The sequence below is a fragment of the Streptosporangium sp. DT93 genome, from assembly GCF_049844535.1.
Lineage (GTDB): Bacteria > Actinomycetota > Actinomycetes > Streptosporangiales > Streptosporangiaceae > Streptosporangium.
The window spans coordinates 317368-340720 of sequence record NZ_JBNCLF010000008.1 but is presented as its reverse complement, the minus strand read 5'-3'; the positions used below and the strand labels follow the sequence as shown (position 1 = coordinate 340720).

The following is a 23353-nucleotide window of genomic DNA, read 5'->3' as shown; positions in this document are numbered from 1 at the left end:
ATCTTCACGCCGGTCCCCCGCCCCCGCCGCCGGAACCGCCTCCGGCTGCGAGGCCGTCCGCGGGCGCGTCCCGGCCGGCCACCGCGACCAGCCAGTACAGCAGGGCCTTCTGGGCGTGCAGCCGGTTCTCTGCCTGGTCCCAGACCAGGCTCCGCGGGCCGTCGAGGACCTCGCCGGTGATCTCCAGGTCGCGGTAGGCGGGCAGGCAGTGCAGGACGACGGCGCCGGGGGCCGCCCGGTCGAGCAGCGCGGCGTTGACCTGGTACGGCATCAGGTCGGCGATCCGCTGTTCCCTGCCGTCCTGGCCCATCGAGACCCAGGTGTCGGTGGCGAGCACGTCGGCGCCGTCGGCGGCCTCGGCCGGGTCGGCGACGACGACGGCCGACCCGCCGGTCCCCTCGGCGATCTCGGTGGCCCGGCGGAGGATCTCCGGGTCGGGCAGGTAGCCGGCGGGGGCGGCGACGCGCACGTGCATGCCGGCCAGCGCCCCGCCGATCAGGTAGGAGTGGGCCATGTTGTTGGCCCCGTCCCCGAAGTAGGCCAGGGTCACCCCGGCGGTCGCGCCGAAGTGCTCCCTGACCGTCTGCAGGTCGGCGAGGATCTGGCAGGGGTGGAACTCGTCGGTGAGGGCGTTGACCACCGGCACCGAGCTGGCCGAGGCCATGGCCTCGATCCGGTGCTGGCCGGAGGTGCGCCAGACGATGGCGCCCACCTGGCGCTCCAGTACCCGGGCGGTGTCCTCGATCGACTCGCCCCGGCCCATCTGGGAGGAGCCCGCGTCGAGGGTCAGCGGGAGCCCGCCGAGCTCGCCGATGCCGACCGCGAAGGAGACCCGGGTGCGGGTGGAGTGCTTGTCGAACAGGACGGCGACGGTCTGCGGGCCGGCGAAGGGCCGGTAGCCGTGGCGGTCCTTCTTCATCGCCTCGGCCAGGTCGAGGACCTGTTCCTGCTCGGCGGGCGTGAGGTCGTCGTCCCGCAGGAAGTGCCTGACGGGGGCGTGCGCGACGAGCGGCCCTCCGGTGGCGTCAGCGGTCATCGGAGGCGCCGTCCAGGATGGCCGGGAGCGCGGCGGTGAAGGCGGCGACCTCGGCGGAGGTGATGACCAGCGGGGGCGCGAGCCGTACCGCGTCGGGCTGCAGGGCGTTGACCAGGAACCCGGCCCGCTGCGCGGCGGCCTGGACGGCGGCGGAGCGGTCGGCGGTCAGCACGAGCGCGAGCCACAGTCCCCGGCCGCGTACGCCGGCCAGCAGCGGGTGGTCGATCGCGGCGATGCCGGCGGCGAGTTCGGCGCCGACGGTGCGGACGTGCTCCAGCAGGCCGTCGCGGTCGACGGTGTCGAGCACGGCGAGCGCCGCGGCGGCGGCGACGGGGTTGCCGCCGAAGGTGGAGCCGTGGTCGCCCTTGGCGAAGAGGGTGGCCGCGTCGCCGAAGCCGACGCAGGCGCCGATCGGCAGGCCGCCGCCCAGGCCCTTGGCCAGGGTGAGCACGTCGGGCAGCACGCCCTCGTGCTGGTGGGCGAACCAGTGGCCGGTGCGTCCGACGGCCGACTGGATCTCGTCGGCGACCAGCAGCGTGCCGGTGGCGTCGCAGATGTCCCTGGCGGCGCGGAAGTACCCCTCGGGCGGCGGGACGACCCCGGCCTCGCCCTGGGTGGGTTCGAGGAAGAGCGCGGCGCAGCGGTCGTCGACCGCGTTCTTGAGGGCGCCGGCGTCGCCGTAGGGGACGAAGGTGACGTCGATGGGGAAGGGACCGAACGGGTCGCGGATGGCGGGCTTGCCGGTCAGCGAGAGCGCGCCGAGGCTGCGGCCGTGGAAGCCGTTCTCGGCGGCCACGAAGCGGGGGCGGTCGTTCGCCTTGCCGTACTTGAGGGCGAGCTTGAGGGCCGCCTCGTTGGCCTCGGTGCCGGAGTTGGACAGGAAGACCCTGGCCGGGGCGCCGAGCAGGCCGAGCAGGCGCTCGGCGAGCAGCACCTCGGGCTCGTGCAGGAAGAGGTTGCTGGTGTGGGCGAGGGTGGCGACCTGGCGGGTGACGGCCTCCACCAGGGCCGGGTGGGCGTGGCCGAGCGAGCTGACCGCGATGCCGCCGATCAGGTCGAGGTACTCGCGTCCGTCGGCGTCCCAGACCCGCGTGCCCTCGCCCCGGGCCAGTGCCAGCGGGGGCACCCCGTAGTTGGGCATGAAGGCGGCCTCGAAGCGCCTGGCGAGCGCCTCACCGGCGGTCTCGGCGACGGTCTCGGGGACGGTCGCCGTGACGGTCCCGGTGACGCTCGGGGTGGCGGTCTCGTGCTGCGGGCTCACTGGTCGTTCCCCTTCGGTGTGGCGGCGGCCGTCGTCCGCGCTCCGGGCTGTCCGTGCGTGGCCGGCGGGCCGGGGGTGTCGGGCAGGACCATGGTTCCCACGCCCTCGTCGGTGAAGATCTCCAGCAGCACCGAGTGGGGCACCCTGCCGTCGAGCACGTGGGCCCGGGGCACGCCGCCGCGCACCGCGGTCAGGCACGCCTCCATCTTGGGGATCATGCCGCTGGACAGGGTGGGCAGGAGCTTCTCCAGCTCGCCCGCGGAGAGGCGGGCGATGACCTCGTCCTCGCCCGCGTCGGGGCGCCAGTCGCGGTACAGGCCGGCGACGTCGGTCAGGACGATCAGCTTGGACGCCCCCAGCGCCACGGCGAGCGCGGCGGCGGCGGTGTCGGCGTTGACGTTGTAGACGGTGCCGTCGTCGCTGCGCGCCACCGAGGAGATCACCGGGATGCGCCCGTCGTCCAGCAGGGCCCGCACCGCGCCGGCCTGGACGGCGACGATCTCGCCGACCTGGCCGATGTCGACGGCGGCGCCGTCGACGAGGGCGTGCTTGCGCACCGCGGTGAGCAGGTGGGCGTCCTCGCCGGACATGCCGATCGCGAACGGCCCGTGCCGGTTGATCAGGCCGACCACGTCGCGGTTGACCTCGCCGACGAGGACCATCCTGACGACCCGCATGGCCTCGGGGGTGGTGACGCGCAGGCCGGCGGTGAAGGTGGAGGAGATGCCGAGCAGGTCGAGCTGGGCGTTGATCTGCGGGCCCCCGCCGTGCACGATCACCGGCTTGAGCCCGGCGTAGCGCAGGAAGACGACGTCCTCGGCGAACCGCTCGCGCAGTCCCTCGTCGGTCATGGCGTTGCCGCCGTACTTGATGACGACGGTCGCGCCGTGGAAGGTCGCCAGCCACGGCAGCGCCTCGATCAGCGTGGCGGCCTTCGCCAGGGCGTCGTCGCGTCTCATGAGGAGTACGCCGAGTTCTCGTGGACGTAGGCGGCGGTGAGGTCGGTGGTGTGGACGGTGGCGGTGTGCGGTCCCGCGGACAGGTCGACGGTGATCGTCACGTCGCGCGGGCTCAGGTCGACCTTGGAGCGGTCGTCGCCCACGGAGCCCGCCCGGCAGATCCAGATGCCGTTGATGGCCACGTTGAGCCGGTCGGGCTCGAAGGCGGCGTCGGTGGTGCCGACGGCCGAGAGCACCCGGCCCCAGTTGGGGTCCTCGCCGTGGATGGCGCACTTGAGGAGGTTGGAGCGGGCGACGGCGCGGCCGACGGTCACGGCGTCGTCCTCGGAGGCGGCGCCGACGACCTCGACGGCGATCGCCTTGGAGGCGCCCTCGGCGTCCAGGATCAACTGGCGGGCGAGGTCGGCGCAGACGGCGAACAGGACCTGCTCGAACTCGGCGAGGTCGGGGACGGTGCCGCTGGCGCCGCTGGCCAGCAGGAGCACGGTGTCGTTGGTGGACATGCAGCCGTCGGCGTCGAGGCGGTCGAAGGTGACCCGGGTGACCTTGCGCAGCACCTCGTCGAGCAGCCCGGCGGGCAGGTCGGCGTCGGTGGTGATCACCGAGAGCATGGTGGCGAGGCCGGGGGCGAGCATGCCCGCGCCCTTGGCCATGCCGCCGACCATGTAGCCGCCCGCGCCCTTGCGGAAGGAGATCTTCGAGACGGTGTCGGTGGTGCGGATCGCGTCGGCGGCGTTCAGCCCGCCGTCCCTGGCGAGCTGGGAGACCGCGAGGTCGACGCCGGCCAGCAGCGGGTCCATCGGCAGCCGGTCGCCGATCAGGCCGGTGGAGCACACCGCGACCTCTCCGGCGGAGTCGCCCAGGGCGGCGGCGACCCTCTCGGCGGTGGCGTGGGTGTCCTGGAAGCCGAGCGGGCCGGTGCAGGCGTTGGCGCCGCCGGAGTTGAGGACGACCGCGTGCACCCGCCCTCCGGACAGCACCTGCTGCGACCACAGGACGGGGGCGGCCTTCACGCGGTTGACGGTGAAGACGCCCGCGGCGGCGCGCGAGGGGCCGTCGTTGACGATCAGTGCCAGGTCGCGGGCGCCGCCGGACTTGATTCCGGCGGCGATGCCCGTGGCCCGGAAGCCGAGGGGTGCGGTCACGCTCATGGGGCGACTCCGTTGAGAGGAAGGCCGAGCTCTTCCGGCAGGCCGAGGGCGAGGTTGGCGCTCTGGATCGCGCCACCGGCCGTGCCCTTGGTCAGGTTGTCGATGGCGACGACGGCGACGACGCGGCCGGCGCGCTCGTCCAGGACGACCTGGAGGGCGGCGGTGTTGGCGCCGAGCGTCATCGAGGTCGAGGGCCACTGGCCCTCGGGCAGGAGCCTCAGGAACGGCTCGTCCTTGGTGGCGGTCTCGTAGGCCTCGCGCAGCACGGCGGGGGTGAGGCCGTCGGCGGCGGGCGCGGTGCAGGTGGCGAGGATGCCGCGGCTCATCGGGGCCAGCACGGGGGTGAAGGAGACCGTGACGGGGCCGCCGGTCAGCAGGGAGAGGTTCTGCTCCATCTCGGGGGTGTGCCGGTGGACTCCGCCGACGCCGTACGCGCTGGCCGCGCCCATCACCTCGCTGCCCAGCAGGTTCGCCTTGGGCGCCCGGCCGGCTCCGCTGGTGCCGCTGGCGGCGACCACCACCACGTCGGGCTCGACGATCCCGGCGGCGAACGCCGGGAACATCGCCAGGGTGACGGCCGTCGGGTAGCAGCCGGGGACGGCGATCCGCCGGGCCCCGCGCAGCTCCTCGCGGCGGCCGGGCAGCTCGGGCAGGCCGTAGGGCCAGGTGCCGGCGTGGACGCCGCCGTAGAAGTGCTCCCAGGCGGCGGGGTCGGAGAGGCGGAAGTCGGCGCCGCAGTCGACGACCAGGGTGTTCTCGCCGAGCCGTTCGGCGACCGCGGCCGACGCCCCGTGCGGCAGGGCCAGGAAGACCAGGTCGTGGCCGGCGAGGTGCTCGGGGGTGGTCTCCAGCAGGATCCGGCCGGCCAGCGGGGTCAGGTGCGGCTGGTGGGCGCCCAGGGCGGTGCCGGCGCTGGAGGCCGCGGTCAGTGCGCCGATCTCGATGCCGGGGTGGGACAGCAGCAGGCGCAGGAGCTCACCTCCGGCGTAGCCGCTGGCACCCGCGATCGCCGCTCTCATCCGTCCCCCCGGTGACTGCATGTTCATGCACTGAAGCTCATGAAGTTACTAGAGAGATTATGCATGTCTTAGGATCTTCATGCAACTCTGCGGGGAACGACGCGCGCCTATGGTTTCATAAACGGCATAAAACACTCAAAAAGGCGGTTTTTCCCAGCGCGATCCGAGTCTAGGAGGGGCCGGTGATGTTTCGGCCCTGTTGCACGTACCTACCGGTCGGTATCGTGACGTCACCGGTCCCTCCGCTTCGGGGAGTAGAAACCATGACCATCAGCCATGACCACGTCAGGACGCAGCTCACCGGTCCCGGGCAGCTCTTCGAGCTGGACGAGGTCGCGAGCCACGGCGGGACCGTCAAGACCTGGAAACACGCCCCCAGGGACTTCCGGGCGCTGCTGGAGATCAGCAGGCTCCACGGCGACAAGGTCTTCCTCACCTACGAGGACGAGCACATCACCTACGAGGAGCACTACCGGCGGGCCGCCACCCTGGCCCGGCGCCTGACCGTCGAGTACGGCGTGGCCAAGGGCGACCGGGTGGCCATCGCCATGCGCAACTACCCCGAGTGGGTGATCTCCTTCTCGGCCGTGCTGGCCGCCGGGGCGATCGCGGTGCCGCTCAACGCCTGGTGGACCCCCCAGGAGCTGGAGTACGGCCTGACCGACTCCGGCGCCAAGGTGCTGATCGCCGACGCCGAGCGGGCGGCCGGCCTGGCCGGCCTGCCCGGCCTGCCCGGCCCGGCGCCCGCGCTGATCGTGACCCGGGGCGAGGTGCCCGAGGGCGCCCGCTCGTTCGCGGACGTCCTGGGCGAGGTGGCGGCGGACGCCACGCCGCCGCCGGTGGAGCTCTCCCCCGAGGACCCCGCCACGATCTTCTACACCTCTGGGACCACCGGCCGCCCCAAGGGCGCCCTGGGCAGCCACCGCAACCTCGGCCAGTCCCCCATGACCGTCGCCTACGGGATGTACCGCGTCATGCTCAAGGCGGGCATGGACCCGGGCGCGGCGACGGGCCAGCGCCGCGTCACCCTGCTCACCGTGCCGCTCTTCCACGTCACCGGCTGCTTCGCGGTGATGACCACCACCATGTTCACCGGGGGCGGCCTGGTGCTGATGTACAAGTGGGACGCGGGCCGCGCGCTGCAGCTGATCGAGCGCGAGCGGATCACCGGCCTCACCGGGGTGCCGACCAACGTCTGGCAGCTCCTGTCCCACCCCGACCTGGAGAAGTACGACATCTCCAGCCTCAGCGCCCTCGGCTACGGCGGCGCCCCCGCCCCGCCGAGGCTGCTGGAGCGCATCACCGAGCAGCTCCCCAGCCGCGCCCCCTCCAACGGGTACGGCATGACCGAGACCACCGCGCTCGCCATCAGCAACGCCGGCGCGGACTACCTCGCCAAGCCCGACAGCATCGGCCTGCCCATGGCCGTGGTCGAGGTGAAGATCGCCGACCCGCTCGGCGCCGAGCTGCCTCCCGGCGCGGTCGGCGAGCTCTGCGTGCGCGGCCCCAACGTCATCCTGGGCTACTGGAACCGCCCCGAGGCCACCGCGGAGACCTTCGTCGACGGCTGGCTGCACACCGGCGACCTGGCGAAGACGGACGAGGAGGGCTTCGTCTTCATCGTGGACCGCGCCAAGGACATGGTCATCCGCGGCGGCGAGAACGTCTACTGCGCCGAGGTGGAGGCCGCCCTGTTCGAGCACCCGGCCGTGCAGGACGCCGCCGTGATCGGCATTCCCCACGACGAGCTGGGCGAGGAGGTCGGCGCGGTGGTGCGCCTGTCGTCGCCGGTGGCGCCCGAGGAGCTCCAGGCGTTCCTGCGCGAGCGGATCGCGCCGTTCAAGGTGCCGGTCAGGTTCTGGATACGCGAGACGGAGCTGCCCCGCAACCCCGGCGGCAAGATCCTCAAGACCAGCCTGCGCAGGGAGGTGCTCGGCCCCTGAGGCCCGCGTGCCGCCCGCCCCCCGGGGCGGGCGGCCGGTGGTAAATCGTTTGCGTCCCGGCCGGTCGGTGTCGAAACTGAATGTCCGTGTCGGAAAAACCTGATCGATCGCTGAAAACCCTTCTGCGCCATCTGTCGATGGATCTCAGCCCGTTGCGCGACTCCCGTGACTTCCGCCTGCTCTTCGGCTCCGGACTGATCACGATGTTCGGCACCTTCCTGACGCTGGTCGCCGTCCCGCTGCAGATGAAGGAGCTCACCGGCTCCTACCTCGCGGTCGGCCTGGTCAGCGTGGCCGAGTTCGTCCCGATGGTGGTCTGCGGGCTCTGGGGCGGGGCGATCGCCGACGCGCTCGACCGGCGCAAGATCATCCTTTTCACCGAGATGGGCCTCTGCCTCACCGTCGCGATCCTCACCGTCAACGCGCTGCTCCCGAAGCCGCAGGTCTGGGTGCTGTACGTGGTCGGCGCGCTGTCGGCGGGCCTGGGCAGCCTGCAGCGGCCCAGCCTGGAGTCGCTGCTGGTGCGCGTGGTCAGGCACGACCAGCTCACCGCCGCGGCCGCCCTGTCGGCCTTCCGGTGGAACCTGGGCGCCATCGTCGCCCCGGGCCTCAGCGGCCTGATCGCGTCCTGGTTCGGCGTCGCGGTGGCGTACGGGATCAACGTGCTGACCTTCGCGCTCTCCCTGGTCCTGCTCTGGGCGGTGCGGGCCCAGCCCCGCTCCGAGGAGGCTCCCCCGGCCTCGATCGGCGCGCTGGTGGACGGGGTCCGCTACGCGGTGAGCCGCCCCGACCTGATGGGCACCTACCTGGTCGACATCGCCGCGATGGTCTTCGCCTTCTCCACCGCGCTCTACCCCTTCCTCGCCGACGAGCTGGGCGCCCCGGAGGCCCTGGGCCTGTTCTTCTCCGCCTCGGCCGTCGGCTCGATGATCGCCTCGGTGACCTCCGGCTGGACCAGGTACGTGCACCGGCACGGCCTCGGCGTGATCGTCGCGGCGGCCGTGTGGGGGGTCGCGGTGGCGCTGGCGGCGATGATGCCCACCGTCTGGGGCATCTTCGCCTTCCTGGCGGTGGCCGGGGCCGCCGACATGATCAGCGGCGTGTTCCGCTCCACGATCTGGAACCAGACCATCCCCGACGAGTACCGGGGGCGCCTGGCCGGCATCGAGCTGCTCTCCTACACCAGCGGGCCGATGCTGGGCAACGCCAGGGCGGGCCTGATGGCCAACCTCGGCGGGACCCGCTTCTCCCTGGGCGTCGGCGGCCTGCTCTGCGTGGGCGCGGTGGCCGCGATGGCCGCGCTGCTGCCCGCCTTCCGCCACTACGACTCCCGCACCGACGAGCACGCCGTCAGGGAACGCGCCCGCCGCGTCCACGCGGAGGAGACCGCCACCACCTGACACCGGCACCGGCACGTGTTCTCACCGAGCGGAATCCTCCTTCGAGATCGACATCGACCTGACGGAGATCGACCGGCTCTAGAGCTCCGGGGCGCTCAGCCGGTCTCGCGCCAGCCCTCGTACTCCTCGGCCAGCGCGTCCAGGCGGGCCACGCCCTCCGCCCGCAGCGCGCCGGAGGGGTCCTCGACGACCACGAGCCACTGGGCGTCCTCGGCGTCGTCCTCGCCCGCGAGGGTCTCCCTGACCACCGCGGGCACGCCCAGCGCCGGGAACTCCCCGGCCACGGTCTCGGCGACCTCCTCGGCGTCGTCGCGCTCCGCGAAGACCAGCAGATGTCTCATCGTCCCCTCCCGAACCGGACCAGGCACGGCGGAAGGGGCCCGGGACGGATCCCGGGCCCCGGTGAACCGGTCAGGCGCCGCGCGTCGCGGCGCCGGCCCCTGGTGATGCGTGAAACATCCGGCGACCTCCCGGGGTGAACCGGTCAGGCGCCGCGCATCCGGGCGCCGGTGCGCTCGGCGGCCAGGGCCACGGCCGCGTCGCGGGCCGCGGTGGTCTCCTCCACCGTGAGCGTCCGGTCGGGTGCACGGAAGCGCAGGGAGTAGGCGAGGGACTTGTGACCCTCGCCGACCTGGGCGCCGGTGTAGACGTCGAACAGCCGGATCGACTCCAGCAGCTCGCCCGCGCCCTCGCGCAGCGCCGCCTCCACCGGGGCCACCGGGGTGGACGCCTCCACGACGAGCGCGACGTCCTGGCTCGCGACCGGGTAGCCGGAGATGGCCGGGGTCTGCGGCGGACCGGACATCAGCGGCTCCAGCCGCGTCAGCTCCAGCTCCATCGCGCACGTGCGCGCGGGCAGGCCGTAGGCCTCGACCACGCGCGGGTGCAGCTCCCCGGCGTGACCGACGAGCTCTCCGGCGGCGTACAGGGCGGCGCAGCGGCCCGGGTGCCAGGGCTCGTGCCGGTCCGCGCGGACCTCCAGGGTGATGCCCGCCTCGGCGGCCACCACGCGGGCCGCCTCCACGGCGTCCGCCCAGTCGGCCGGCCGTCCCCTGCCCCACCAGCCGGACGGCGCGAACTCCCCGGCCAGCACGACCCCGACCCGGAACGGCTGGGCCGGCAGCGCCGCCTCGATCGAGGCCAGCTCCTCGGGCGTGGGCCTGCGGTCGACGCCCAGCACCGGGGCGGTCGCGGGCGCGTCCGGGGAGGGCCGGTAGACCAGCCCCGCCTCGAAGATCGCCACGTCGCCCGTGCCCCGGCCCACGTTGCGGACCAGCGTCCTGAGCAGGCCGGGCAGCAGCGTGGTGCGCATCAGCGGCTCGTCCTCGCTGAGCGGGTTGGCCAGCCGTACGGCCACCCGCCGCGCGTCGTCCGCGGGCAGCTGCAGGGCGTCGAGGTCGCGCTCCCCGTTGAACGGGTAGGAGAGGATCTCGACGTATCCCGCGGCGGCCAGGGCGCGGCCGACCCGGCGGCGCAGGCGCTGGCCCTCGGTGAGGCCGGCGCCCGCCGGGGCGGTGGGCAGGATCGAGGGCAGGTTCTCGTAGCCCTCCAGCCGGATGACCTCCTCGGCGAGGTCGCTGGGGTCGGTCAGGTCGGGCCGCCACGAGGGCGGGGTGACCCACAGCATGTCGTCGCCGGTGACCGCGAGCTTCGCGGCGATCCCGCCGTCGGCGACGTCGCCGGTGGCGGCGGTGCCACCGGCCTGGACGCCCCCGTCCGGGGCGTCAGGCGTGGAGCCGGGGGCGAGGCTCTCCACCGTGCAGCCGACCTGCTCCAGCCTGCGGATCACGGTGTCGCGGTCGTAGCCGACGCCCGCGACCCTGCCCGGGTAGGTGGCCGGCAGGGCGATGGCGACCGGCGCGACGTCCACCTCGGCGTGGGTGACGCCCGGCTCGATCGTGCCGCCGCCCAGCTCGGCCAGCAGCCGGGCCGCGCGCCAGGAGGCCCGCAGCGGAAGCTCCCGGTCGACGCCCCGCTCGAAGCGCTTGGAGGCCTCGCTGACCAGGTTGTGCCGGCGCGACATGCGCGCGACGCCGCTGGGGGCGAAGTGGGCGGCCTCGATGACGATGTCGACGGTGGCGTCGGAGATCTCGGTGTGCAGGCCGCCCATGGTGCCGGCCATCGAGATCGCGCCGGAGGCGTCGGTGATCAGGACGTCGTCCGGGTGGAGCGCGCGGGTCACGTGGTCGAGCGTCTCCAGCGTCTCGCCGGGCTCGGCCCGCCGTACCACGATCTCGCCGGTCAGCCTGGCCGCGTCGAAGGCGTGCAGCGGCTGGCCGAGCTCCAGCATGACGTAGTTGGTGACGTCGACCGCGAGCGAGACCGGGCGCATGCCGGCGCGGGCCAGCCGCGCGCGCATCCACAGCGGGCTCGGCGCCGACGGGTCGAACCCGCGGATCTCCCGCAGCACGAACCGGTCGCAGGCCGAGGGGTCGGCGATCGAGGCCGGGTGGGCGGTGCCGACGGGCTCCCCGGCCCGCTCCGGCGGGAAGACGTCGGCCGGGTCGGCGAACGCCGCGCCGAAGGCGGTGGCGGCCTCCCTGGCGACGCCCCGCACGGAGAGCGCGTAGCCGATGTCGGGGGTGATCTCCAGCTCGATGACGTCGTCGCGCAGGCCGAGCAGTTCGACCACGTCGGCGCCGATCGGGGTGCCCTCGGGCAGCACGAGGATGCCGGGCGAGGAGTCGGCCACGCCGAGCTCGGCCTCGGAGCAGATCATGCCGTCCGACAGCCGCCCGTACGTCTTGCGCGAGGCGATCTCGAAGCCGCCGGGCAGCACCGCGCCGGGAAGCGCGACCGGGACGCGGTCGCCGGTCGCGAAGTTGGTCGCGCCGCAGACGATCTCGCGGGGGGCTGCCTCGCCCACCTCGACCCGGCAGTGGCGGATGGGCTTCTTGAAGCCCTCCAGCGTCTCGACGGCGACGACCTCGCCCACGACGACGTTCTTGATGTCGTGGCCGTAGGAGACGACGGACTCCAGTTTGAGCCCGGCGGCGGTGAGCTTCTCGGCGATCTCGTGCGCCGTGACGGCGGGGAGATCGACGTACTCCCGCAGCCATGAAAGCGGGACCTTCATCAGACCTCCATTCCGAACGGGAGCGTGAAGCGGACGTCTCCCTCGACCATGTCGCGCATGTCCTCGGCGTTGTGGCGGAACATCAGGGTGCGCTCGACGCCCATGCCGAAGGCGAAGCCGCTGTAGCGGGCCGGGTCGACGCCGCAGGCGACGAGCACCCGCGGGTTGACCATGCCGCAGCCGCCCCACTCGATCCATCCCTCGGACCTGCACGTGCGGCAGGGCGGGTTGCCGGGCGTCGCCGAGGCGCCGCGGCAGACGAAGCAGCGCAGGTCCATCTCGGCGGAGGGCTCGGTGAACGGGAAGTAGTTGGGCCGGAACCGGGTGGTGATGCCCTCGCCGAACATGACCTCGGCGAACCGGTCCAGGGTGCCCTTGAGGTGGGCCATGGTCAGGCCCTCGTCGATCGCCAGCCCCTCGATCTGGTGGAAGACCGGGGTGTGGGTGGCGTCGAGCTCGTCGGTGCGGAACACCTTGCCGGGGGAGATCACGTAGACCGGGAGCGGCCTGCCCAGCAGCGCCCTGATCTGGACCGGGGAGGTCTGGGTGCGCAGCACCTTGCCGGAGTCGACGGACTCCACGAAGAAGGTGTCGTGATCCGAGCGCGCCGGGTGGTCGGTGGAGATGTTGAGGGCGTCGAAGTTGAACCACTCCCCCTCCAGCTCCGGCCCCTCGGCCACCTCGTAGCCCATCGCCACGAAGGTGTCGGCGATGCGCTCCTGCAGGGTGGTCAGCGGGTGCCTGGCACCCCGGGAGGCGCGGCCGGTGGGCAGCGTGACGTCGACGGTCTCCTCGACGAGGACCCGCTCGTCGCGTTCGGCCTCCAGCTCGGCCTGCCGCAGCGCCAGGGCCTCGGCGACGGCCTTGCGGGCACGGCCGATGCGCTTGCCCGCCTCGGCGCGGGCCGCCGGGGGCAGCACGCCGATCTCGCGGTTGGCCAGGGCGATCGGCGAGCGGTCACCGGCGTGCGCGAGGCGCACCCGCTTCAGTTCTTCGAGGTCACGCGCGGCCTTGACGGCCTCCAGCGCGTCGGCCTGCATGCGCGCCATCTCGTCGGCGTGCAGCGGGGTCACCTCGACCGGGTCGTAGTTTGACACAAGAGGGCTCCGAATCCAGGGCTTGAGCGGCCATGAGTCTAGTCGGGTGAGCCCACCGGGCCGACATCCGCGCTCAGGCGAAGTCCGGGGTGCCGGTGGGCACCATAAATCGGAACTCGGCGCCGCCTTCGGGCCCGCGCTGCACGGAGATGGTGCCGCCGTGCGCCTCGATCAGCCCCTTGACGATGAACAGGCCGAGCCCGGTGCCGCCACGGCGGCGGGCGTTGCCCCGCCAGAACTGCCGGAAGACGCGCGTGACCAGCTCGGGCGGAATGCCCTCTCCCTGGTCACGGACGGACACGGCAACTCCCCATTCGCTCGGTTCGACCACTATTGTCACCGTACCGCGCCCGTGACGCACCGCGTTTTCCATCAGGTTGGCGAGCACTTGATCGATCTTGTCCTGATCGAGCCAGGTCTCGGGCAGCTCGCCGCGCACGTCGAGCACGAAGCGGTCCCCGGGCTCGCCCGCGGCCACCCGGCCCGCGATGATCCTGGAGATCCTGGCCGGGATGTCGACCACCTGGCGGTGGATCTCCAGCCGTCCCGACTCGATGCGCGAGACGTCCAGCAGCTCGGTGATCAGCCGGGTCACCCGGTCGGCGTCGGCGTTCACCGTCTCCAGCATGACCAGCTTCTGGTCGTCGGTGAAGCGCGTCCACTTGGCCAGCAGGGTCGCGGTGAAGCCCTTGACGCTGGTCAGCGGGGAGCGCAGCTCGTGGGCGACGGTGGAGACCAGGTCGGCGCGGCTGCGTTCCAGGCGGGCGCGGGCCCCGGCGTCGCGGAGGGTGATGACCACCCGGACGACCCTGCCGCCCCGCTCGGGCCGGCGCACCAGGCGGGCGGCCACCAGCATCTCCTGCCCGCCCGGGGTGCGCAGCGGCAGCTCGGGCTGGCGGGAGCGGCCGGGCAGGCCGCCGTAGGTGTCGAGCCACTTCCACCAGTCGCGCCCGTCCTGGTCGCGGAAGGAGAAGACGTCGCGCAGGTGGCGTCCGGCGGCCCGTTCGCGGGTGACTCCGGTGAGGAGGGTCGCGGCGCGGTTGACGGTGAGCACGTGCCCGTCGCCGTCGGCGACCACGAGGCCGTCGGGCAGCTCGTCGGCGTCGATCATGGGAACGGGGTCGGCGCTCCGCCCACCGGTGTGTTCGCCGTGCAACGACCCCGCCTCCTCGACGCTACATGGCCGACAATAGCGGGTTTCCCGCACGGCCGGTCAGCTCGCGGGCGCCGGCCGCCGGGCACCGGCGGGATCGGTGCGCTGAGACCGGGCAGATGCGTACAGACAGACCGCGGCGGCGGTCGCCAGGTTCAGGCTCTCGGCCCGCCCGTGGATCGGCACCCTGACGACCTCGTCGGCCAGGGCCAGGATGTCCGGCGGCAGCCCCCACGCCTCGTTGCCGAAGATCCAGGCCGTGGGGCCGGACAGGTCCACCTCGTCCAGGGTGAGCTCGCCCGCGCCGTCGGCGGCCAGCACGCGCAGCCCCGAGGCCTTCAGGTGGGCGGCGACGTGGCCGGCCCCGGCGCCGGTGGTGACCGGCAGGTGGAACAGGCTGCCCGCGCTGGCGCGCACGCACTTGCCGTTGTAGGGGTCGACCGAGGCGTCGGTGAAGACGACCGCGTCGGCGCCGGCGGCGTCGGCCGTGCGCAGCACGGTGCCGGCGTTGCCGGGGTCGCGGACGTGGGCGAGCACGGCCACCAGCGTGGCGCCGTCCGTCACCGCGGTCTCCAGCGGCACGTGCACGAAGCGGCACACCGCCAGCAGCCCCTGCGGGGTGACGGTCTGGGCCAGCTCGGCCATGACCTCGCCGCTGGCGCGCAGCAGCGGCACCCCGGCGGCGCCGGCGGCGGCGACCAGGTCGGCGTGGCGCGCCTCGGCCTCGGCGGTGGCGAACAACTCCACCACCACGCCGTCCAGCGCCAGCGCCTCGCGGACCGCCTGCGGCCCCTCGGCCAGGAAGGAACGGTCGCGGTCCCGGAAGGCCCGCTTGGTCAGCCGCCGCGCGGCCTTGACCCGCGGTGACTTGATGTTGGTCAGTTCAGACCCGGCCATGCCCGTCCCCCAAGAATGCGAACGCGGCCCGCAGCTTCGAAGCTGCGGGCCGCGTCGTCGTCGGTACCTCGTCCGTCCGGCTCGTTCAGCCGGCGACCGGCGCGTTCACGTCGGCCGGGAGCGCCTTCTTGGCGGCCTCGACCAGCGTCGCGAACGTGGCGGCGTCGTTGACCGCCAGGTCGGCGAGGATCTTGCGGTCGACCTCGATGGAGGCGAGCCGCAGGCCCTGGATGAGCCTGTTGTAGGTGATGCCGTTCTGGCGGGCAGCGGCGTTGATCCGCTGGATCCAGAGACGGCGGAAGGTGCCCTTGCGGTCCTTGCGGTCGCGGTAGGCGTACGTCATCGAGTGGAGCATCTGCTCCTTGGCCTTGCGGTACAGCCTGGAACGCTGACCCCGGTAGCCCTTCGCCCGCTCGAGAACGACCTTGCGCTTCTTCTTGGCGTTGATCGCCCGCTTCACGCGTGCCATGTGTATCTATCTCCCCGGGGGCGGTTACTTAGCGAGCAGCTTCTTGATCTTCTTGGAGTCGGCGTCGGAAAGCACGACCTCGGGCTTGAGACGACGCGTCAGGGTGGACGCCTTGTGCTCGTTGTAGTGCGCGCGGTTGGCGCGACGGCGCACGAGCTTGCCCGTGCCCGTGAGCCTGAACCGCTTCTTCGCACCGCTGTGCGTCTTCATCTTCGGCATCTCGGCCGTCTCTCCCTCGATCGCGCCGATGTCCCGGGCCGGTAACCCGAGTCAAGGGCATGCCTGACTGCGAGACCGGACCCGGTCTCGGCTTGATCTCGCGACTACCTGAGGATCCAGGCTATGCGAGTTACTCCTGCGGGGCCGCCACCGCTCCACCGACGGAGACCTGCTCGTCGACGTTGTCGACACCGTCGACGTCGTCGGTGTGCGTCTCGTCGGCGGACCGGGACGCGTCACCGGAGGCGTCCTCGTCATGCCGCGCCTTGGCCGCCGCCTTCTCGGCCTTGGCCTCTGCCTTCTTCTTGTGCGGGCCGATCACCATGATCATGTTACGGCCGTCCTGCTTGGGCTGGGACTCGACGAAGCCGAGCTCCGTCACGTCCTCGGCCAGCCGCTGCAGGAGCCGGAAGCCCAGCTCGGGCCGGGACTGCTCCCGGCCACGGAACATGATGGTGACCTTGACCTTGTCCCCGGCCTTGAGGAACCGCACCACGTGACCCTTCTTGGTCTCGTAGTCGTGCGGGTCGATCTTCGGCCGGAGCTTGATCTCCTTGATGATGGTGTACGCCTGGTTGCGGCGCGCCTCGCGTGCCTTCATCGCGGACTCGTACTTGAACTTGCCGTAGTCCATGAGCTTGCACACTGGCGGACGAGCCGTTGCCGCGACCTCGACCAGGTCGAGGTCGGATTCTTGAGCCAGCTTCAAGGCATCGCCGATGGAGACGATGCCCACCTGCTCGCCGTTCGGGCCGACGAGGCGGACCTCGGGCACGCGAATGCGGTCATTGATGCGGGGCTCGGCGCTGATGGGGCCTCCTAGGTTTGCGATCCACGGCCCCCGTCAGGGGGCCGCAACATGCTCGATCGTGCCGGGAAGGTCGCGCACGCGCACCCCTCGACAGGGTGTCGAACGCAGAATGCCCCGCACGTCACGCATGCGGGGCCACATGAACCGAGGGCTTTACGCCGTAAGCTCTCCGGGAGTCACCCGGTGTGATCCTGACCTGTCGTCCTTGCGGTCGACGAGGTGGGAGGGCGACCTCCGCTTGCGCGTCCAGCAGGCACGCCGGACCGATCGAGTCGTTACTCTACCACAACGGCGTGCTCACTCAGAATCATCCCGCACCGCGCCGCGAGGCCGGGAACGCGGAGACAGCCGGAGACGACGGAGACGCCGACGGGCCCGGGAACGCCACGGGCGCGGCCGGGCCGGTCATTCGGCCGGTGCGGCGCGCCTGACGATCTCGGCCTTGCCCGCCTCGCGCATGGCCTCCACCGGCACGTCCGCCCGGCCGGTCATCAGCTCGACCTGCCTGGCCGCCTGGTGCAGGAGCATCGGGAACCCTCCGACGACGGTCCCGCCCCGTCCGGCCACCGCCGCCGCCGGCCGGGTGGGCCAGGGCGCGTAGGTCACGTCGAAGAGGGCGGGCACCCCGGCCAGCGTGCCGGCCAGGTCGTCGGCGGCGCCGGAGGGCAGGGTCGAGACGACCAGGTCGACCTCCAGCGCCGCCTCGAGCTTGTCGAGGGTCTGCACGGACAGGTTCACGCCCAGCCGCTCGGCCGCCTCGGCGGTCGTGGAGGCCCTGGCCGGGTCGCGGACCACGAGGGTCGCCTCCCCCAGGCCGAGGTCGCGCAGGGCGGCCAGCGCGGAGGCGGCGGTCGCGCCGCCGCCCAGGATCGTCGCCGAGGCCGGCGCGGTCACCCCGGCCTCGGCCAGGGCCTCGACGATTCCGTGCACGTCGGTGTTGTCGCCGTGCCGCCCGCCGCCGGAGAGGATCACGGTGTTGACCGCGCCCACCTGGAGGGCGAGCTCGGAGACGGTGTCGAGCAGCGGCAGCACGGCCCGCTTGAGCGGCATGGTCAGCGACAGCCCGCGCCAGGTGCCGTCCAGCCCGCCGATCAGGGCGGGCAGGGCGTCCTCGTCGCACTCGATCGCCTCGTAGTGCCAGTCGTGCAGTCCCATGGCCCGGTGGGCCGCGCGGTGCAGGTACGGGGAGAGCGAGTGGACGATCGGCGATCCGAGCACCGCCGCCTTCAGCACCCGTTCCCCTTGTTCCGCTCGTACTCGGCCTTGAGCGCGACGAAGTCGGACTCCAGGGAGGCGAACTTGGTGAGGCGCTTGCTGGGACAGGTGGTGACGAACCACACCCAGTCGCCCTTGGTGGGGTTGAGGGCCGCCTGGATGGCGTCGTCGCCGGGGTTGGCGATCGGGCCGGGGGGCAGGCCAAGGCGCCTGTAGGTGTTGTAGGGCGAGGTGCTGTTCAGGTCCTTGTTGGAGGACTCGATGCCGTACTTGTTCAGCCCGTACATCACGGTGCTGTCCATCTCCAGCAGGCGGGGCGGGTCCCGGTCGAGCCGGTTGTAGATGACGCGGGCCACCTTGCCCATGTCCTCCTTGGTGCCGGACTCGGCCTGCACGATGCTGGCGACCGTCATGATCTCGTGCGGGGTGTGGCCGAGCTCCTTGGCCTTGGCCTGCAGCTCGTCCTTCTCGGCGGTCTGGTGGAAGCGGTCGACCATCTCGGTCAGGATCTGCGAGGCCGTCATCTTCGGCCTGATCTCGTAGGTGGCCGGGAAGGCGTAGCCCTCCAGCCTGCCCCTGGCGTACGGCGGCAGGCCGAGCGCCTCGCCGTCCCTGGCCGCCTGCTGGAACTCCTTCAGCGGCTTGCCGGTCTGCCGGGACAGTTGCTTGAGGGTGTCGACCAGGCGCAGGCCCTCCTTGAGGGTGACCCGCTCCAGCAGCCGCTTCTCCGGGTCGAGGAGCTTCACGGCCTCGGCGGCCGACATCTGCTTGCGCATGGTGTACTCGCCGGGCTGCAGGGCGGAGCTCTTGCCCGCCTGGCCCACGGCGTCGACGAAGGCCTTGGCGCTCTTCACCACGCCCTGGTCCTGCATGGTCTGCGCGATCTGGGAGGCGGTCTGGCCGTCCTTGATCTCCACGACGACCTCGCCGGACCCCTGGCCGGTGTAGTCGTCGGGGGTCATCACGTCGCGCACCCAGGTGTAGCCGTAGAAGCCCGCGGCGCCGATGCCGCCCACCAGCACGATGATCGCGAGCATCGGGGCGAGGAACCGGCCACGGCCACGGCGGCGCCTGCGCCGCCGGCCACGGCGCTCGCCGGGGTCGCGGCCCGAGGACGCGCGGGAGCCTCGGCGCGACCGACCTTCGTCGTCGGAGCCGACCAGGAAGTCCATATCGAGATCGTTCATAGAGACGCTGGCCAATCTCCCGCTGAGGACGGCCTCGCGTCAAGCGGGTCCGCCGAACCGGAGGGGGGCATCCTGCCGGACGTCCCACCGTCGCGGGAGTCGCCGTCCGGTCCGGGGACGCGGGACGCCGCTCGCGGCGGAACGGGGGGTGTTCCGCCGGGCATCAACGCTTCCCTAGGTATCTGTTCAGCTGTTCCCGGTATCTCACAAACTCACTCTCTTTGTCAGTGAATTTCGTGATTCTATGCTCCGGATTGGTGGTCACAAACCAGAACCAATCACCTTGATCTGGCTGGAGCGCCGCGATCAATGCCTTCTCCCCGGGATTCGCGATGGGCCCGGGCGGCAGACCGGGACGCAGGTAGGTGTTGTACGGCGACCTCACCTCGGTGTCCTTCTGGGACACCTCCAGGGTCCTGCGCCGTTGCGCGTACAGCACCGTGGTGTCCAGCTGGAGGGGCGTCCCGGCCCTGATCCGGTTGTAGATCACTCTAGCGATCTTGGGATAGTCCGGGTCCCGCCCGCCCTCGGCCTGGACGATGCTGGCCACCGTGACCGCCTCCAGCGGCGTCAGCCGCCTCCGCTCGGCCCTGCCCTCCAGGTCGAGGGCGTCGGCGACCTGTTTGTAACGTTCCACCATCGCGGCGAGCAGCCCGGGCGCGGTGGTGCCCGGCTCGATCTCGTAGGTGGCCGGGAACAGGAAGCCCTCGGCGCTCCTGGCGTACCGGGGCAGGTCCAGCGCCCCCTCGTCGGCCGCGGCCCTGGCCAGGTCGCCCCGGCGCAGGCCGGTGCCCTCGGCGAGCCGGTCGAGCAGCTCGGGCAGGCGCAGTCCCTCGGGGATCGTGACCGTGCGCACCATCCGCGTGCCGGGCGCCGCCAGCAGGTCGAGCGCGGAGGCCGCGTCCATGCCCCTGCGCAGCCTGAAGCGGCCCGGGTGCAGGGTGTCGGTCCTGGCCTGCTCCTCGGCCCGCCTGACGAACGCCCTGGCGCTCGCCACGACCCCGGCGTCGGCCAGCGTCCGCGCGATCTCGGCGGCGCTCGCCCCCGGGGGGATCTCCACCACGACCGTGCCCGTCCCCGGCCCCTCGAAGTCGGAGGGCGCCAGGTAGGGGCGGACCACGATGAGCCCGGCGGCCCCCGCGGCGACCACGAGCGCGGACGCCCCGGCCAGCAGCGGCCACAGCGGCCGCGGGCGGCTCATCGGGCGCCCCCGTCGGCCGGCGCGCCGTCGGAGCTCTCGCCGGTCCCGCCGGGTCCGCGGGCCGGGCCCGCGCCGGTCCCGCGCGCGGGCGGCGTCACCGGGCTGCCGGGAGGCCTGCCGGTGGCGCGCTCGGCGTCCAGCGCCGCCTGGAGCAGCACGATCGCGGCGGCCTGGTCGACCACGGCGCGCTGGTTCTTCGCGCGCACGCCGCTGGCCCGCAGGCCCTGCTGGGCGGTGACGGTGGTCAGCCGCTCGTCGAACAGCCGGACCGGGACGGGGGCCAGCCGCGCCGAGATCCTGCCCGCGAACGCGCGGGCCGCCTCGGCCGCCGGCCCCTCACGCCCCGACAGCGAGGTCGGCAGGCCGACCACCACCTCGACGACCTCGTACTCGGCCGCGATCTCCGCGAGCCGGTCGAGGTCGCCCCTGCCGCGCCGGACGGTCTCCACCGGCGTGGCCAGCGACCCCGAGGGGTCGCTGCGCGCCACGCCGATGCGGACCGAGCCGACGTCGACCCCGAGCCGGACACCGTTTCTCATCATCGTCCCCACCCTCGTGCCGGACGCGGCACCGGGGTGCCGTTCCTCGTCAGGAGAGCGTCTGCGTGATCGACCGCTCGACGGCGGCGAGTGCGTCACCGATGTCCTCGGGGCGCACCCCGCCTCCCTGCGCGACGTCGTCCTTACCGCCACCACCACCTCCGAGCGCCTTCGCGGCGATGCCGACCAGCGGCCCCGCCTTCAGGCCGCGGTCGCGTCCCGCCTCGTTCACCGCGGCGATGACGACCGGCCGGTCACCGGGAACACCGGCGACGACGACGACCGCGGCGCGATCGCCCGGCAGGCGGCCGCGGACGTCCAGGGCGAGCTTACGCAGATCGTCCGGAGAGGTGCCATCAGGCGCGCGGTGTGTCACGACGGCGGCTCCGTGCAGATCACGGGCACTTTCCGCGATCTGCCCGGCTCCGGCGAGCGCCTGGGCCGAACGCAGGGAGGCCAGCTCCTTCTCCGCCGAGCGCAGCCGGGTGACGATGCCCTCGATGCGCTCGGGCAGCTCCTCCCTGCGGGCCTTGAGCTGGTCCGAGAGCTGGGCGACGAGCACGCTCTCCTTGGCCAGGAAGCGGAAGGCGTCCAGCCCGACCAGGGCCTCCACCCGGCGCACGCCCGCCCCGATCGAGGCCTCGCCCAGCACCTTGACCAGGCCGAGCTGGCCGGAGCTGGCCACGTGGGTGCCGCCGCACAGCTCCCGGGAGTACTCGCCGACCTCGACGATGCGGACGGTGTCGCCGTACTTCTCGCCGAACAGGGCAAGGGCGCCCATCGCGCGGGCCTCCGCCTGGGAGGTGTGGAAGGCGTTGACCCGCAGGTCGTTGATCAGGACGGCGTTGACCTCGTCCTCGACGTCGCGCAGCACGCTGGGCGGTACCGCGCCCGCGGCGGTGAAGTCGAAGCGGAAGCGGCCCGGCGAGTTCTCCGAGCCGGCCTGCGCGGCGGTCTCGCCCAGCGCGTTGCGGAAGCCGCGGTGCACCAGGTGGGTGGCGGTGTGGCTGCGGGAGATCGCCCGGCGCCGCTCGACGTCGATCTCGGCCTGGGCCTGGTCGCCCACCCGGATCTCGCCGGAGCGGACCTTGCCCCGGTGCACGACGACCCCGGGGACCGGGGACTGCACGTCCACGATCTCCACCTCGGCGCCGCCGGTGCGGATCACGCCCTGGTCGGAGAGCTGGCCGCCGCCCTCGGCGTAGAAGGGGGTGCGGCCCAGCACGACCTCGACAGAGGTGCCCGCGCCCGCCGCGGGCACCGGGGCGCCGTCCACCAGCAGGCCGATGACCTCGGCCTCGGCGGTCACCTGGTCGTACCCCAGGAACTCCACCTTGCCGGTCTTCTCCAGGATCGTCCCGAAGATGGAGATGTCGGCGTTGCCGGTCTTCTTGGCGGCGGCGTCGGCCTTGGCGCGGTCGCGCTGCTCCTTCATCAACCGGCGGAAGCCCTCCTCGTCGACCTGCAGCCCCTGCTCGGAGGCCATCTCCAGGGTCAGGTCGATGGGGAAGCCGTAGGTGTCGTGGAGCTGGAAGGCCTGGTCGGCGGCGAGCGTGGCGCGGCCCTTGCGCTTGGTCTCCTCGGCGGCCACGTCGAAGATCGCGGTCCCGGTGCGCAGGGTGCCGAGGAAGGACGCCTCCTCGGCGTCGATGACACCGTGGATCTGCGGGGCGTCGGCCGTGAGCTCGGCGTACTGCCGGCCCATCACCTCGACGGTCACCGCGGTGAGCTCGTGCATGTAGCGCTCCTCGCCCGCGCCGAGCAGGCGCAGGTTGCGGATGGCGCGGCGCAGGATGCGGCGCAGCACGTAGCCCCTGCCCTCGTTGGAGGGCAGCACCCCGTCGGCGACGAGCATGACGCCGGTCCTGACGTGGTCGGCGACCACGCGCAGCGACACGTCGGCGCGCCCGTCGCGGCCGTAGCGCGTCCGGGTGAGCTCCGCCGCCCGTTCGAGGATCTTGTACGTGGTGTCGATCTCGTAGATGTTGTCGACGCCCTGCAGGATCGCCGCCATGCGCTCCAGGCCCATGCCGGTGTCGACGCTCTTGGCGGGCAGCTCCCCGGCGATGTCGAAGTCGATCTTGCTGCGGACCGCGCTGAGCTGGAACTGCATGAAGACGTTGTTCCACACCTCGAGGTAGCGGTTCTCGTCCGCGACCGGGCCGCCCTCGCGCCCGTACTCGGGGCCGCGGTCGTAGTAGATCTCGCTGCACGGGCCGCCGGGGCCGGGCACGCCCATGTGCCAGTAGTTGTCGGCCAGGTCGCGGCGCTGGATGCGCTCGGCCGGGACCCCGGCCTTCCTCCAGATCTCGGCGGCCTCGTCGTCGTCGAGGTAGACGGTGGCCCACAGGCGGTCCTCGGGGAAGCCGAAGCCGCCCTCGGACTCGGGCCTGGTCAGCAGCTCCCAGGCGAAGGGGATCGCCTGGTCCTTGAAGTAGTCGCCGAAGGAGAAGTTGCCGAGCATCTGGAAGAAGCTGGCGTGCCGGGTCGTCTTGCCGACCTCGTCGATGTCGAGGGTCCGTACGACCTTCTGCGCGCTGGCGGCCCGCTTGAAGGGCGGCTTCTGCTGGCCCAGGAAGTAGGGCTTGAAGGGCACCATGCCCGCGTTGACCAGGAGCAGGGTCGGGTCCTCCGCGATGAGGCTGGCCGAGGGCACGACGGTGTGCCCACGCTCCTCGAAGAAGCGCAGGAAGCGGCGGGCGATCTCTGCCGAATCCATG

Annotated in this window: 20 protein-coding genes; 2 read left to right on the top strand and 18 right to left on the bottom strand. The window is 72.5% G+C overall.

The features are described 5' to 3' along the window. Positions 1 to 4: 4 nt before the first annotated feature. From argF to argC, 5 genes are all read right to left on the bottom strand, one after another. Positions 5 to 1036 (bottom strand): ornithine carbamoyltransferase, encoded by a 1032-nt coding sequence (gene argF, locus ACLQ2R_RS20215; protein WP_425961584.1) that lies wholly within the window; start codon positions 1034 to 1036, stop codon positions 5 to 7. Then, positions 1026 to 2177, bottom strand: a complete 1152-nt coding sequence (locus tag ACLQ2R_RS20210; RefSeq protein WP_425961616.1) for an acetylornithine transaminase — start codon at positions 2175 to 2177, stop codon at positions 1026 to 1028. The genes argF and ACLQ2R_RS20210 overlap by 11 nt, the downstream gene beginning before the upstream one ends. Positions 2178 to 2293: 116 nt before the next feature. Then, positions 2294 to 3256 carry an acetylglutamate kinase gene (argB, locus tag ACLQ2R_RS20205; RefSeq protein WP_425961582.1) on the bottom strand — a complete coding sequence of 321 codons (963 nt, stop codon included), beginning with the start codon at positions 3254 to 3256 and terminating at the stop codon, positions 2294 to 2296. After that, positions 3253 to 4407, bottom strand: coding sequence for a bifunctional glutamate N-acetyltransferase/amino-acid acetyltransferase ArgJ (gene argJ / locus ACLQ2R_RS20200; protein ID WP_425961581.1), 1155 nt, complete (start codon positions 4405 to 4407; stop codon positions 3253 to 3255). Before argJ ends, argB begins: the two co-directional genes overlap by 4 nt. Further along, on the bottom strand, positions 4404 to 5426 hold the full coding sequence (gene argC / locus ACLQ2R_RS20195; RefSeq protein WP_425961579.1) for an N-acetyl-gamma-glutamyl-phosphate reductase: 1023 nt from the start codon (positions 5424 to 5426) through the stop codon (positions 4404 to 4406). The genes argJ and argC overlap by 4 nt, the downstream gene beginning before the upstream one ends. Positions 5427 to 5689: 263 nt before the next feature. Here argC and ACLQ2R_RS20190 point away from each other — a divergent pair, with 263 nt between their 5' ends. Both ACLQ2R_RS20190 and ACLQ2R_RS20185 read left to right on the top strand, forming a co-directional pair. Continuing rightward, on the top strand, positions 5690 to 7369 hold the full coding sequence (locus ACLQ2R_RS20190) for a class I adenylate-forming enzyme family protein (RefSeq protein ID WP_425961577.1): 1680 nt from the start codon (positions 5690 to 5692) through the stop codon (positions 7367 to 7369). Positions 7370 to 7506: 137 nt separating this feature from the next. Continuing rightward, a complete protein-coding gene (locus ACLQ2R_RS20185; protein ID WP_425961576.1) occupies positions 7507 to 8769 on the top strand; it encodes an MFS transporter in 1263 nt (420 codons plus the stop codon). Positions 8770 to 8864: 95 nt separating this feature from the next. Here ACLQ2R_RS20185 and ACLQ2R_RS20180 read toward each other — a convergent pair whose 3' ends face one another. The 13 genes from ACLQ2R_RS20180 to alaS form a co-directional block, all read right to left on the bottom strand. Next, positions 8865 to 9110: a hypothetical protein gene (locus ACLQ2R_RS20180; RefSeq protein ID WP_425961575.1), complete on the bottom strand. Its 246-nt coding sequence runs from the start codon at positions 9108 to 9110 to the stop codon at positions 8865 to 8867. Between the two features lie 143 nt (positions 9111 to 9253). Next, positions 9254 to 11845 carry a phenylalanine--tRNA ligase subunit beta gene (locus ACLQ2R_RS20175; protein WP_425961573.1) on the bottom strand — a complete coding sequence of 864 codons (2592 nt, stop codon included), beginning with the start codon at positions 11843 to 11845 and terminating at the stop codon, positions 9254 to 9256. Continuing rightward, a complete protein-coding gene (gene pheS, locus ACLQ2R_RS20170; RefSeq protein WP_425961615.1) occupies positions 11845 to 12894 on the bottom strand; it encodes a phenylalanine--tRNA ligase subunit alpha in 1050 nt (349 codons plus the stop codon). The genes ACLQ2R_RS20175 and pheS overlap by 1 nt, the downstream gene beginning before the upstream one ends. 121 nt (positions 12895 to 13015) lie before the next feature. Next, positions 13016 to 14053, bottom strand: coding sequence for an ATP-binding protein (locus ACLQ2R_RS20165; RefSeq protein ID WP_386243412.1), 1038 nt, complete (start codon positions 14051 to 14053; stop codon positions 13016 to 13018). Between the two features lie 102 nt (positions 14054 to 14155). After that, the gene (locus ACLQ2R_RS20160) at positions 14156 to 14992 is read right to left on the bottom strand and encodes a TrmH family RNA methyltransferase (RefSeq protein ID WP_425961571.1); all 837 of its coding nucleotides are present in this window, start codon (positions 14990 to 14992) and stop codon (positions 14156 to 14158) included. Positions 14993 to 15077: 85 nt separating this feature from the next. Beyond that, positions 15078 to 15461 (bottom strand): 50S ribosomal protein L20, encoded by a 384-nt coding sequence (gene rplT, locus ACLQ2R_RS20155; RefSeq protein ID WP_012892552.1) that lies wholly within the window; start codon positions 15459 to 15461, stop codon positions 15078 to 15080. 24 nt (positions 15462 to 15485) lie between these two features. After that, positions 15486 to 15680 (bottom strand): 50S ribosomal protein L35, encoded by a 195-nt coding sequence (gene rpmI, locus ACLQ2R_RS20150; protein ID WP_362806817.1) that lies wholly within the window; start codon positions 15678 to 15680, stop codon positions 15486 to 15488. A gap of 130 nt (positions 15681 to 15810) precedes the next feature. Beyond that, positions 15811 to 16473, bottom strand: coding sequence for a translation initiation factor IF-3 (gene infC / locus ACLQ2R_RS20145; RefSeq protein ID WP_425961612.1), 663 nt, complete (start codon positions 16471 to 16473; stop codon positions 15811 to 15813). 423 nt (positions 16474 to 16896) lie between these two features. After that, entirely contained in the window at positions 16897 to 17721 is an 825-nt protein-coding gene (locus tag ACLQ2R_RS20140; RefSeq protein ID WP_425961610.1) for a shikimate dehydrogenase, read from the bottom strand. Continuing rightward, positions 17718 to 18893: an endolytic transglycosylase MltG gene (mltG, locus tag ACLQ2R_RS20135; RefSeq protein WP_425961569.1), complete on the bottom strand. Its 1176-nt coding sequence runs from the start codon at positions 18891 to 18893 to the stop codon at positions 17718 to 17720. Before mltG (ACLQ2R_RS20135) ends, ACLQ2R_RS20140 begins: the two co-directional genes overlap by 4 nt. A gap of 163 nt (positions 18894 to 19056) precedes the next feature. After that, on the bottom strand, positions 19057 to 20094 hold the full coding sequence (gene mltG, locus ACLQ2R_RS20130; protein ID WP_425961567.1) for an endolytic transglycosylase MltG: 1038 nt from the start codon (positions 20092 to 20094) through the stop codon (positions 19057 to 19059). Continuing rightward, the gene (gene ruvX, locus ACLQ2R_RS20125; protein WP_425961609.1) at positions 20091 to 20633 is read right to left on the bottom strand and encodes a Holliday junction resolvase RuvX; all 543 of its coding nucleotides are present in this window, start codon (positions 20631 to 20633) and stop codon (positions 20091 to 20093) included. Before ruvX ends, mltG (ACLQ2R_RS20130) begins: the two co-directional genes overlap by 4 nt. Positions 20634 to 20682: 49 nt before the next feature. Continuing rightward, positions 20683 to 23352, bottom strand: a complete 2670-nt coding sequence (gene alaS / locus ACLQ2R_RS20120; protein ID WP_425961565.1) for an alanine--tRNA ligase — start codon at positions 23350 to 23352, stop codon at positions 20683 to 20685. Position 23353 lies beyond the last annotated feature (1 nt).